This is a genomic window from Pseudomonas sp. KU26590, from assembly GCF_026153515.1.
Lineage (GTDB): Bacteria > Pseudomonadota > Gammaproteobacteria > Pseudomonadales > Pseudomonadaceae > Aquipseudomonas.
Window position 1 is genome coordinate 5952463 of the sequence record NZ_CP110644.1, and the last position, 12552, is coordinate 5965014.

At 61.6% G+C, this 12552-nt stretch carries 12 protein-coding genes; 7 read left to right on the top strand and 5 right to left on the bottom strand.

Translation table 11 applies throughout. From position 1 onward, the window contains the following. Window positions 1-148 precede the first annotated feature (148 nt). On the bottom strand, window positions 149-2218 hold the full coding sequence (locus OKW98_RS26425; protein ID WP_265387327.1) for an AsmA family protein: 2070 nt from the start codon (window positions 2216-2218) through the stop codon (window positions 149-151). A 316-nt stretch (window positions 2219-2534) separates the two neighbouring features. Between OKW98_RS26425 and OKW98_RS26430 the strand changes: the two genes are divergently transcribed. The 7 genes from OKW98_RS26430 to OKW98_RS26460 all read left to right on the top strand — a co-directional run bounded on the left by OKW98_RS26430 (window position 2535) and on the right by OKW98_RS26460 (window position 7847). Then, the gene (locus OKW98_RS26430; protein ID WP_265387328.1) at window positions 2535-2756 is read left to right on the top strand and encodes a hypothetical protein; all 222 of its coding nucleotides are present in this window, start codon (window positions 2535-2537) and stop codon (window positions 2754-2756) included. A gap of 248 nt (window positions 2757-3004) precedes the next feature. Beyond that, window positions 3005-3637, top strand: coding sequence for a TetR family transcriptional regulator (locus OKW98_RS26435; RefSeq protein ID WP_192171470.1), 633 nt, complete (start codon window positions 3005-3007; stop codon window positions 3635-3637). Window positions 3638-4017: 380 nt separating this feature from the next. Then, entirely contained in the window at window positions 4018-4518 is a 501-nt protein-coding gene (gene ureE, locus OKW98_RS26440; protein WP_265387329.1) for an urease accessory protein UreE, read from the top strand. Then, window positions 4515-5189 carry an urease accessory protein UreF gene (locus OKW98_RS26445; protein WP_265387330.1) on the top strand — a complete coding sequence of 225 codons (675 nt, stop codon included), beginning with the start codon at window positions 4515-4517 and terminating at the stop codon, window positions 5187-5189. Before ureE ends, OKW98_RS26445 begins: the two co-directional genes overlap by 4 nt. A 58-nt stretch (window positions 5190-5247) precedes the next feature. After that, complete coding sequence (ureG, locus tag OKW98_RS26450; protein ID WP_074891382.1) at window positions 5248-5862, top strand: urease accessory protein UreG; 615 nt, start codon at window positions 5248-5250, stop codon at window positions 5860-5862. A gap of 49 nt (window positions 5863-5911) precedes the next feature. Further along, entirely contained in the window at window positions 5912-6484 is a 573-nt protein-coding gene (locus tag OKW98_RS26455) for a HupE/UreJ family protein (protein ID WP_265387331.1), read from the top strand. A 226-nt stretch (window positions 6485-6710) separates the two neighbouring features. After that, window positions 6711-7847: an AGE family epimerase/isomerase gene (locus OKW98_RS26460; RefSeq protein WP_265387332.1), complete on the top strand. Its 1137-nt coding sequence runs from the start codon at window positions 6711-6713 to the stop codon at window positions 7845-7847. A 279-nt stretch (window positions 7848-8126) separates the two neighbouring features. Here the strand turns inward: OKW98_RS26460 and OKW98_RS26465 are convergent, their stop codons facing one another. The 4 genes from OKW98_RS26465 to livM form a co-directional block, all read right to left on the bottom strand. Then, the gene (locus OKW98_RS26465) at window positions 8127-8897 is read right to left on the bottom strand and encodes an SDR family oxidoreductase (RefSeq protein ID WP_108119041.1); all 771 of its coding nucleotides are present in this window, start codon (window positions 8895-8897) and stop codon (window positions 8127-8129) included. Between the two features lie 770 nt (window positions 8898-9667). Continuing rightward, window positions 9668-10384 (bottom strand): ABC transporter ATP-binding protein, encoded by a 717-nt coding sequence (locus OKW98_RS26470; RefSeq protein ID WP_065987777.1) that lies wholly within the window; start codon window positions 10382-10384, stop codon window positions 9668-9670. Further along, window positions 10381-11256: an ABC transporter ATP-binding protein gene (locus tag OKW98_RS26475; RefSeq protein ID WP_133774501.1), complete on the bottom strand. Its 876-nt coding sequence runs from the start codon at window positions 11254-11256 to the stop codon at window positions 10381-10383. Before OKW98_RS26475 ends, OKW98_RS26470 begins: the two co-directional genes overlap by 4 nt. Further along, entirely contained in the window at window positions 11256-12551 is a 1296-nt protein-coding gene (gene livM, locus OKW98_RS26480; protein ID WP_265387333.1) for a high-affinity branched-chain amino acid ABC transporter permease LivM, read from the bottom strand. Before livM ends, OKW98_RS26475 begins: the two co-directional genes overlap by 1 nt. Between the last annotated feature and the right edge of the window lies 1 nt (window position 12552).

Consider the following 12552-nt stretch of genomic DNA (forward strand, 5'->3'; position numbering starts at 1 on the left):
GTCTGCAGGGTTCGCCAGCAAGCCGGCTCTTACAAGCTCACGGTGATCCTGTAGGAGCCGGCTTGCTGGCGAACGCGCCCGTTGAATCACTGCGACGCGCCTCGCCAATCTCCACCAGACTGATCACCTCACCGCGTCTCCGGCGGCTTTACTTCACCGTCTTCGGCGCCTTGCCTGACCGCATCTGCTCCAGCAACCCGGTACATTGGTTAGGCGCGTCGCCATTGCTCGGCGCCACCAGCGCCAGCAACGCTGCTGCCGGACCTACAGCCGCGCCCAACAGCACCATACCGGCGCCCCGCAGCAACAGCGGGCCGGACTCGACACCCGCATTAGGCTTGCTGAACGGCCCGCGTACATACAGTGGCGAACGCAGGGAGAAGACCCGGAAGCCTTTCGATTCAGGCGTGATCTTCATGTCCAGCTGCTCGGTCTTCATGTTCGCCGTACCTTCGACGTAAATGATCGCGTTTTCGGTGTCGAACAAAAACACCCTGGTGCTCGCCAGGCCGTCCTTGAAGCCTACATCAGTGGCCGCACAGTTGATCTTCACGTCCTTGTCGCCGAACAGCTTGCCGACCACATAGTTACCGACGTTCAGGCCGGCAATCTCCATCAGGCCTCGGCTGACAGCGCCGTCGTTGATCAGCATCTTCAGATCGCCGTTGGAGGTGCCCAGCAAGGCGGCCACCGAATTGCCACGGCCACTGAGGTCCGCATCACCGTTGAGCTCACCAAAGCTGGTTTTCATCGGTTCGAAGGTCGGGAACAACTGCTTGAGCTTGAAGCCGCGAGCCGACAGCTTGGCGCGGCCCTCCAGCGGCTGGGTGTGACCGTTGAGCTTGATGTCGGCGTCGAGCTTGCCGCCCGCCACGCCGAAGCGCAGAGGCTGCAGGCTCAGCACGCCGTCATTGAGCACCACGTGGGTGTACAGATCGGTGAACGGCAGGTCGGCGCTCTGCACGATGCGCTTGCCCGTGAACTCGACATCGGCGTCCATGGCCGCCCAACGGTCGGTCTTGAACTCTTCGACCGGCAGCACTTTGCCCGTCGGCTGTTTGCTCTCGCCGCCACGGGTTTTCTGCTCGGCGTTGGAGTCGGCGCCGATCAGCGGCTTTAGATCCGCCATCAGCAACTGATTGGACACCAGCGCGCCGGTCAGCTTGGGACGCGGTTCGCTGGCGACAAAGCCCAGGTCGCCGTGGATGTCACTGTCGCCTATCTTGCCGTTGAAGGCTTTGTACTGGAACGACGCGCCCGCAGGGTCGTGCAGTTTCGCGACCAGGCGACCATCGGTGGAGTACGGCGGGGAGTCCGGCAGGGTTACGCCGGTCAGCGGATACAGGTTGCTGAGGCTGTCGCCGGACAGTTTCAGCCTCAGGTCCAGTGCGCCCAGGTTCTGCGGATCGGTCACGGTGCCCGCGATAGCGACCCGCAGGGCGCCAGCACTGACGTCAGCCTGCACCGGGAAGGGCAGCGCGGCATCTTTCAACGCCAGCAGCCCACCCACCTTGCCGCTGCCGTTGAGCTTCTGGCCGTGGTACTGGCCTTTGGCGGTAAAGCCAAAGGCGTAGTCCTGGGCCGAAGCGCCCTTGTCCTGGACCTTCTTCGCCTCGCTGCTGCCGACGATGTCGCCATAGGGGATCGGCTTGCCCAGCATATCAATGACCACATCGACCGCCGTGTTGATCTTCTGGTCGTTGTAGCTCACGAAGCCTTTATCGAAGCCGATCGAGCCAATGTCGACCACCCAGCTCGATGGCTTGGCGTTCGGGTCACTCTTGGGCAGATCAAACACCCAGTTGGCGCGGCCATCGGCCAGACGCTCGATTTTCGCGTTGGGCTCGGTCAGGTTGATGCGCGGGATGACCACGCGCTGTGCCAGCAATGACAGGGGAGACAAGCGCAGATCGACGCGTTTGAGCGTGACCATCTGCGGCGTCTTCGACCACTCGGGATTGCCCAGTGAAATATCTTCCGCCGACACATGCGGCCAAGGCACCCAGGCGCGCCAGCCGCCTTCGTCGGGCTCACGGTGCCAGCTCACGGCCAGATTGCCGTTGATGGCAAAGGGACGATGCAGTTCTGCAGACACCTTCTCGTTGATGGTCGGCTTGAGCCGGTTCCAGTCGAACGTCGCGATCACAATGATCAGAATCACCAGCAACAGCAGCAGGATTGCGGCTGTCCAGGCAAAGATTTTACGGCCTCGCGTCATTGCGTTGTCTCCCCAAAAACCGACGCGCCGTCCAGGGCGCGTGTCGTACGTCGTAACGGTTCGACTGAGAAAAGCCCCATCGGTTTGATCGAATCTGTATTAGCGACGTGAAAAGTTCCGCAGGCTGCCGATACCGTCAGTCCAGACCTGCTCGGCGACTGACCTGAAACGCGCTGAAAGGCCCGCCGCGCATGGGGTCGGGATTCGCATCATTTCTGTCGATGGTCACCATCAGCCCGCTGAACTTCTTTATCCACAGGGCAGCGGTAAAATCGCCAGCACGTTCACACAACTCCTTACACCCGAGCATCCTTCCATGAAACGCCAATTGATTGCCCTGACCCTCTCCCTACTTGCCTCGAGCGCGTTCGCGATGCCTGCCAGCGAACAAGCGATCCTCGGCGAAGCGAAGGCGGCGCAGCATTCCGGTTTGCCGACCGTTGCGCAGGACGGCCCGGATCGATTGATCAATCAATACCAGCGCGTAGCCGACAACGGCCCTGATCGGCTGATTCAGCAGTATCAACGCGTTTCCTGATCGATACCCTCGGCATTCAACAGCTTCCCGGCTAAAGCCGGTCCTACGGAAGACGCGCACACCCCGTAGGACCGTCTTCAGCCGGGAAGAGGCCGGTCAGACCACGCAAAAATCGGCACGACAAAAAACATGAGAACAGCCCGGCCCTGATCGCCGGGCTTTTTATTGCCCGACGTAAAACCGGGTTCGACGCCACACAAACGCATTTGCTAGAGTTGCGGCCCATGCCTCCATCAGAAACACGCCCGATGCTGCCCCGCGCCGAACAGAAACAGCAGACCCGCCACGCCCTGCTCGATGCAGCCCGGGGCCTGATGGAGAGCGGGCGCGGTTTCGGCAGTCTGAGCCTGCGCGAAGTGGCGAAAACCGCCGGCATCGTGCCCACCGGTTTTTATCGGCATTTCGATGACATGGACCACCTGGGCCTGGCGCTGGTCAGCGAGGTCGGCCAGACCTTCCGCGAAACCATCCGCCGCGTGCGCCACAACCACAACATCGACAGCGGCATCATTGATGCCTCCATTCGCATCTTTCTGGATGTCGTGGCCGCCAACCGCTCGCAGTTTCTGTTCCTGGCGCGCGAGCAATACGGCGGCTCGCTGAAAGTCCGTCAGGCGCTCGGTGCACTGCGCGAAGGCATCATCGCCGACCTCGCGACCGACCTGGCGTCAATGCCCAAATTCCAGCACCTGAACACCGACGACCTTTCGGTCATGGCCGACCTGGTGGTGAAGAGCGTGTTCGCCATGCTGCCAGAACTGATCGACCCGCCGCCCCCGGCATTGGCCGCCCACTTGACTCCCCGCGCGAAAATCACCCAGCAGCTGCGCTTCATCTTCATCGGCGCCAAGCGCTGGCAGGGATTGGGCAGTACTGAGTGATTCAGCGCCTGCGAAGGCCATTCGCGGGCAAGCGCGCTCCTAAAGTGGGTTGCGGTATTAAGCATGGATCACGGTGAGGACGTTGAAGTCGTTGTCGCAGGCGATGAAAACCTGAGTTTGGAACGCGATCCCTTGTAGGAGCGCGCTTGCCCGCGAAGACCTAGCGTCCACCGCAGAAGATTCCAGCGCCGTCCCGGTTAGTGGCGTCACCACTCAAACGCACCATGCCGGTGCGCAAACTTTCGCAGCGCCCCACCACTGAGCGTCGCGCCTCTGGAATATCGGCCCTCTGCACCGTATTCAGGCAAATTCTGCCCGGCCCGTCTGTTGGCAAGCCACTTGCTCTAGCCCCTGCATCGCACATTGCTGGAAGCTGACTGATGCTGGTGATTCATCAACGGATCGAACCTCAGGCTGAATGGGCCGCAGAGCTGCATTTGATATTCGAGGCGCGGAGCAAAAGCCGGCTGCGCTGTTTCAGTGCCGAGGGTGAAGACGTCGGGCTGTTCCTCGAACGCGGTCAGCCGCCGCTGCGTGACGGCGACTTTCTCAAGGCCGAAGACGGCCGGATCGTGCGTGTTTGCGCGCGCCCCGAGCAACTGATGCACGTGACGTGCAGCAATGCCTTCGAGCTGACCCGCGCGGCGTATCACCTGGGCAATCGCCATGTGGCGCTGCAAGTGGGCGACGGTTGGCTCCGTCTGCTCGACGACTACGTGCTCAAGGCCATGCTCGATCAACTGGGCGCCACCACCGAATCCCTCGAAGCGCCCTTCCAGCCTGAGCACGGCGCCTATGGCGGCGGCCATCACCACTCGCGCGCCGGTGAGGAAGACTTCAACTACGCGCCGCGTATTCATCAATTCGGCGTGCGCACGTGAACGCCGCCTGGGCGCTGCTGCGTCTGGCAAGCCCCCAGCTGCCAATCGGCGGCTACAGCTATTCCCAGGGCCTGGAAATGGCGGTCGAGCAATCGACCGTTCACGATTCGGCCAGCGCCGCCCGCTGGATTGGCGACCAGTTGCTGCTCAACCTTGCGCGCTTCGAGGCGCCGCTGCTGCTGGCCCATTGCACGGCGGCTGCCGAAGAAGACTGGGAGACGTTGCGTGAGCTGAGCGAAGCCCACCGCGCCAGCCGGGAAACCCGTGAGCTGCACCTCGAAAGCCGCCAGATGGGCTACTCCCTGCAGCAATTGCTCAACGGCCTGCCGGAAATGGATCAACCCGCCCGGGATTTTCTGCATCGCATAGGCGAGCCGCATCTGGCGCTGGGCTGGGCACTGGCCGCGCGCGCCTGGCAGATCAGTCCTCAGGACGCACTCGCCGCCTGGCTCTGGAGCTGGCTGGAAAATCAGTTGGCAGTGCTGATGAAGACCCTCCCGCTGGGGCAGCAAGCCGCCCAGCGCCTGACCAGCGAGCTATTGCCTCTGCTGCAAAAGGCTCAGCAACACGCCACCGCACTGAACCCTGAACACATCGGCAGCGCGCCATTCGGTCTGGCGCTGGCGAGCATGAACCATGAGCGGCAGTACAGCCGCCTGTTCCGATCATGAGGTCGCCGCCATCGCCGCAGCGCCTCGAACCGCACAACACGCTTAACGGAGAGAACGAATGAACAGCCAACCTTTGCGCGTCGGCATCGGCGGTCCGGTCGGTTCCGGCAAGACCGCGCTGACGCTCGCGCTGTGCCTGGCCCTGCGCGATCGCTACAACCTGGCGGTGGTCACCAACGACATCTACACCCGTGAAGACGCTGACTTTCTGGTGCGCAACGAAGCACTGGCGCCTGAGCGCATCATCGGCGTGGAAACCGGCGGCTGCCCGCACACGGCGATCCGCGAAGACGCTTCGATTAACCTGGAAGCCGTCGACCAGCTCAACAGGCGCTTCGAGGGGCTGGACCTGATCATCGTCGAGTCGGGCGGCGACAACCTGTCCGCGACGTTCAGCCCGGAGCTGTCGGACCTCACCATTTACGTGATCGACGTGTCGGCGGGCGACAAGCTGCCGCGCAAGGGCGGCCCCGGCATCTGCAAATCCGATCTGCTGGTGATCAACAAGATCGACCTCGCGCCGCTGGTGGGTGCATCGCTGGAGATGATGGACCGCGACACGAAGAAGATGCGCGGCGACAAGCCGTTCGTGTTCAGCAACCAGAAAACCGGTCACGGCCTGGAGCAGATCATCGCGTTCATCGAGCGCCAGGGCCTGCTGACTGCGGCCTGATTTCGCACACCCAAGTGACTCACACCCAAGTGAAGGAAGGAATTCATTCATGAACTGCAAAAAAGTATTTGGCGCGTTGGCGCTGCTGCTCGTTCCGGCGCTGGCCTTCGCGCACCCTGGCCACGATGAAAGCGGCCTGGTGGCCGGCATCAGCCATCCACTGGGCGGTATCGATCACCTGCTGGCGATGATTGCCGTGGGGCTCTGGGCTGCACAGCAAAAAGGCGCGGCGCGCTGGGCGCTGCCGTGCACGTTCGTCGGCACCATGCTGATCGGCGGATTGCTCGGGTTTGAAGGGCTGGCATTGCCGGGTCTGGAGAGCGGCATTGCGGCGTCGGTGTTTGCACTGGGCCTGGCGGTGGCGCTGGCCGTACGTCCGCCACTGTTCGTGGCCGTGGCGGCGACGGCGCTGTTTGCGATGTTCCACGGCGTGGCCCATGGTCTGGAGCTGCCGGAGATGTCGAGCCCTTGGGGTTATGCGCTGGGTTTCGTCGGCGCGACGGCTGCGCTGCACGCAGCGGGTTATGCCGTGGTGCGGTTTCTGCCAACAGCGGCAACGCCAGTGGTACGGATCGCCGGGGCTCTGTCGGCCGCGACGGGCGTCTGGTTGTTCGCGGGCTAGATGAGACCCATTGTAGGAGCGCGCTTGCCCGCGATTGCGATCTGTCAGCGACAAATAGGTTTCTGACACACCGATATCGCGGGCAAGCGCGCTCCTACACTGGACCGGTGTCGAACACGGATCATCGGCGTAGCCAAGCGCCCTGCTCCTGATACCCGCAACTGACGCAAGATCCTTACCGCCTGCTACCATGTCGCGCAATCTGCCCCTGCCGTGACGCCATCCAATGCCTGACGCTTCCTTCCCCACCGCCAAGTCTGAACTGTCCGCCGCATTCGCCGAGGTGCAACAACACTTCATGGGCGTGGTCGTGCCGTTGTGGCAGGGCCCGGGGTGGAATGCCGAGATGGCGCTGCCGTTCGAGGCAGTCGACGCCCAGCATCGGCCTCTGCCACCGCAGCGCTACCGGGCCATGGCCTGTGCGCGTCAGCTGTTTCTGTTTTCAAGCCTGATCGATCACCCCGACATGCCCGACGCCGCTGCCCGCGCGGCCGCGCTGTTTCGTTCGTTGCAGCAGCATTTTCACGATGCCGAGCACGGCGGCTGGTTCTACAGCATCGATCCACAGGGCGCGCCGCTGGACCGCCGCAAGGACCTTTACACCCACGCCTTCATCGTCTTTGCCTGCGCGCATTACTGGGGCCAAGTCCGTGAGCCGTTGGTGGAGTCGGTACTCAACGCCGCGCTGAACGTGGTCGCCGAGCGCTTTGCCGATGGCGACGGTTTGTACGAATCCGTGCTGGCCGAGGATTGGTCTTCGCTGAACGCCGGCCCGCTGCAAAACCCGCTGATGCACCTGGCCGAAGCGTTTCTCGGCACACTGGCCGTACGCGATGATGCTGACACGCAGGCGGCGCTGGATGCCTTGGTGGAAGCCATGCAGCGCCGCTTTGTCGATGTCGAGCACGGGGTGATGCTGGAGAAACCGCTGGACGCTGTGGATAACTGGTCCGAGCCGGGGCACCAGTTCGAATGGTTCTACTTGCTGGCGTCGTCCGCGCGTCTGCGGGGCACGCCGCTGTATCGGTCGCTGGAGACTGCGTTCGCCCACGCCGAGGCACAGGGCGTCGATCAAACGAACGGCGCCGTCGCGGCGATGCTGGAAGTGGACGGTTCGGTGAAAGACGGCACGCAGCGCATCTGGGCTCAGGCTGAGTACTTGCGCGCGTTGACGCTGCGGCCTGATAGCGAGCACTTGCTGGCGCGCCAATTGAAAGCGCTACAAGCGCAGTTCCTGCACCCCACCGGCTGGAACGAGTGCCTCGACAGCCAGGGGCAGATCAGCCGCAGCGACATGCCTTCCACGACGCCCTATCACTTGGCGACCTGCTACATCGGGCTGGCCGAGTTTTTCAGCGGCTGAGACACCGCAGATTTGGGACTTTACCCGTTATGACGCTGACCTCGGCCCTGTAGGAGCCGGCTTGCTGGCGAATGCGGTGGATCAGTGGCATTTGTGCGTCTGACATTCCCGGTTCGCCAGCAAGCCGGCTCAGGTTCGGCCTAACGATCGTCCCCACGCTCTGCGTGGGGACGCAGCCCAGGACGCTCCGCGTCCCGGCAACCGGCGACGCGGAGCGTCGGTTAGCGCATTCCCACGCAGAGCGTGGGAACGATCGATCACAGTCTTCTATAAAACTGCTTACTTCTCGCCACGACTGCGATCAATCGCGAACCCGGCCCAGGTCTGGCTCACGGGCATCAGTTCCAGGCTGTTGACGTTGACGTGGGCCGGCGTGTTCATGATCCAGAAGATGGTGTCGGCGATGTCCTGGGGCTGGATCGGCTCGGCGCCTGCGTAGGTGGCGTCGTACTTGGCCTGATCGCCGCCGAAACGCACCAGCGAGAACTCGCTCTCGCACAAGCCCGGCTCAAGGTTGGTCACCCGTACGCCGGTGCCGATCAGGTCATTGCGCAGGTTCAGCGAGAACTGCCCGACGAACGCCTTGGTGCCGCCATACACGTTGCCGCCCGGGTACGGATAATTCCCTGCCACCGAACCAAGGTTGACGATGCTGGCACCGCGGCCGTAAGCGATCAGACGCGAAAGCAGCGTGCGCGTCGTGTACACCAGCCCTTTGATGTTGGTGTCGATCATGGTGTCCCAGTCATCCAGATCGCACTTGGGTGCAGGATCAATCCCCAGCGCCAGGCCAGCGTTGTTGATCAGGCCGCGAATCTTCGCGAATTCAGCCGGCAGGCTTTCCACAGCGCGCTCCACGCCCGCGCGATCGCGCACGTCCAGTGTCAGCGTGTGCACCTTGGTCTGTTTCGACAGCTCGGCGCTCAGCGCCTGCAAGCGGTCTTCACGGCGACCGGTCAGCACCAGCGACCAGCCCGCCTCAGCAAAACGTCGGGCGCAGGCTTCGCCAAACCCGGAAGTGGCACCGGTAATGAATACGGTAGAGGTCATTTCTTTCTCCTGACTAACGATGAGGGCTTATCCAGCCAAGCGGAAATGTCACGCAAGCGGTGTTGCGTGTAGGAAGGTTCTGGAGAATGCCCGCGCAGACGGGGCCGGATCAAGCGCCATCACGAACATCGTCACGCACCCGCTTCGCTGTACAAAAAACAACCAGTCGCTCCAAGACCATATGCGCTCTGGCCTGCAGGCACTTTTACCCACCTTATCCACAGTCAGGCATACATTTTCTGGGGGCAACTCAAAAAGGCGAGAATCCCGGCATACGGGGCGTGTGGGTAACCTGAACGATGTTTTTACTTGACCGGCAATGTGCCATCTGCCGTCGAATTTCCCAGGACTTGGGTGCGCGGACAGGAATGCTTCTTCGAGACCAGAGAATGCGCTATCTGCGGCGGTCTTTCCAACGGTTGCACACAGACTTATCCACAGGCCGACACTGTATAAAGACTGTATAAAAAACCAGCCACAACAACGTTGACAAACCTTACCTAAATACCGCCCGAAACAACTGGTCAAATATTGATCAGAACGCTGTAAGCCCCGTAAACAAAGGCCTTCAGCCAGCTGCTCCCAACTTATTCACAGTCACCTCCACAGTAAAACTGAACAAGTCAAAAGCGTGACAAAACAGCGATTTGCAGCGGCTATATGTCGCGTCTTCGCAGATGCCCAAAATTGTTTTCCACAATTCGGATCCCTCATAAAAAAGCCCCGAAAGTTATCCACCCGGGGCTTGTTTTAACAGCAGTAATCGGGCATCAGTGACCGCCGAGATAAGCGTTCCTGACCTCCTCGTTGGTGAGCAACTCCTTACCCGTGCCCGTCAGGCGAATCTCGCCATTAACCATCACGTAAGCGCGGTCCGACAGCTTCAGCGCATGGTTGGCGTTCTGCTCGACCAGGAAGATGGTCATGCCGGTCTGCGCCAGCTCACGCAGCGTCGCGAAGATCTGTTTGACGATGATCGGCGCCAGACCCAGGCTCGGCTCGTCCAGCAGCAGCAACTTGGGACGGCTCATCAACGCACGGGCGATGGCGAGCATTTGCTGTTCGCCGCCGGACATCGTCATCGCTCGTTGGTTGCGACGCTCTTTAAGGCGCGGGAACATCTCGAACATACGCTGCATGTCCTCGCTCGCGTGTTTGTCGCCGATGGGGATGGTGCCCATCATCAGGTTCTCTTCCACCGACATGTCCGGGAACACGCGGCGGCCTTCCGGCGATTGCGCGATACCGTTGGACGCGATGTAGTGCGACGACTTGTGCGTAATGTCGGTGCCCTGGTAGATGATCTGGCCACTAGCGGCGCGCGGCTGGCCGAAGATCGACATCAGCAGCGTGGATTTACCCGCGCCGTTGGAGCCGATCAGGCTGACCGTCTCGCCCTCGTCAATGTGCATCGAGACTTTCTTCAGGGCCTGAATCGGCCCGTAATACACGTCGATCTCTTTCAGTTCGAGGATCGGCTTACTCATACCAACTCCTCTTCATCAGCGCCCAGGTACGCGGCGATCACTTTCGGATCATTGCGGATCTGCTCCGGTTTACCCTTGGCGATCACGTTGCCGTGGTCAAGCACGACGATGTCGTCGGAAATGCCCATGACCATGCCCATGTCGTGCTCGATCAGCACGATGGTCATGTCGTGATCGTCGCGCAGGTGGCGAATCATGCCGCTCAACGCCTCGGTTTCCTGAGGGTTCAGGCCGGCTGCCGGTTCGTCCAGGCAGATGACCTGCGGCCGCGTGCACATGGCGCGGGCGATCTCCAGACGGCGTTGCTGGCCGTAGGAAAGCTCGCCAGCCAGACGGTTGGCGCAGTCCACCAGATCCACCACTTCGAGCCAGTAGAACGCAGTGTTCATGGCGTCGTCTTCGGCCTTGCGATAGGCCTTGGTGTTGAGGATGCCGGCGAGCATGTTGCGGTTAACCCACATGTGCTGTGCGACCAGCAGGTTCTCGACGACAGACATTTCCTTGAACAGGCGAATGTTCTGGAAAGTTCGCGCGAGCCCCGCGCGGTTTACCAGGTGCGTGCCGCCGAACATCTTGTAGTACAGCCGGCTGCCGAAGCGCTTGGGCGAAGCGAAGTCGGCGGCGCGAAATTGCTCGCCGAGCAGCTGAATGACGTTGGTTTTCTTGCCCCGCGCATTGAGCTCGATACGCCCGCCAGTGGCTTTGTAGAAACCGGTCAGGCAGTTGAATACTGTGGTCTTGCCGGCGCCGTTCGGGCCGATCAGGGCGAAGATCGAGTTGCGCCGCACTTGCAGACTGACATCGCTGAGAGCCTTGATGCCGCCGAAATGCATCATCAGGTTGTCGACGGACAGAACGATTTCGTCGCTCATCACGCGCCCTCCACGTTGGCCAGCACGCCTTTGCGTGGCTGCACGCCGGTACGGCTGATACGAATCAGGCCACGGGGACGCCAGATCATCATCAGCACCATGAGGATGCCGAACAGCAAGACGCGGTATTCCGCGAAGCTGCGCAGCAGTTCCGGCGCGACGGTGAGCACAAAGGCGGCGATAACCACGCCGACGGTCGAGCCCATGCCGCCCAGCACGACGATGGCGAGGATCAGCGCGGACTCGAAGAAGGTGAACGAGGTCGGGTTGACGAAGCCTTGATAGCTGGCGAAGAACACGCCGGCCAGACCCGCCGTCGAGGCGCCGATGGTGAAGGCCGAAAGCTTGACCAGCACGTGGTTCAGGCCCATGGAGCGGCAGGCGATTTCGTCCTCACGCAATGCTTCCCATGCGCGCCCGACCGGCATGCGCGTCAGGCGGTGCTTGACGTACAGCACAGCCAGCACGACCAGGAACAGCACGGTGTAGATGAAGATGAATTTCAGATCCGGGTTGTACTCGAAGCCGAAATATTCGTGGATCGGGATGCCGCCGTCTTTGGCGCGACGTCCGAATTCCAGGCCGAAGAAGGTCGGCGCCGGCACTGCCACGCCGTTCGGTCCGCCGGTGAACGACAGCCAGTTATTGAGCACCAGACGAATGATCTCGCCGAACCCCAGGGTCACGATCGCCAGGTAATCCCCGTGCATGCGCAACACCGGAAAGCCGAGGATGCAACCGGCAAGCGCCGCCGCAATGGCTGCCAGCGGCAACGCCGACCAAAACCCCAGGCCCAGATACTGATAACCCAGTGCCAGGCCGTACGCGCCAATCGCATAGAAGGCCACGTAACCCAGATCGAGCAGACCGGCGAGGCCGACCACGATATTAAGGCCCAGGCCCAGCAGCACGTAGATCAGGCCAAGGATGACCACGGTCAGCACGTACTTGTCGGCGAAGATCGGGAAAATCACCGCGATCAGGATCATCAGCGGAATGATAAAGCGCAGACGCGTCTTGTATCCCGGAGGCAGCACGTGAACGCCAGAGCCCGAATTTTCAAAGCTTTGGGCGATGGCCACGCCCTTCGGCGTCTGCAGGAACAGGCTCATGAAGAAGCGACCGACAACGACCACGCCCACCAGCACGGCGACGCGGCCGGGTTGCAGGTTGAAGCCGTAGCCGTCCAGCACGATGCCGACGATCGGGCCGAACACGATCAGCGCCAGCAGCCCGGCGATCACCGCGTCGATCAGGCTTTGTTTGATATCAATGGGTTTAGTAGGTGCAGACATG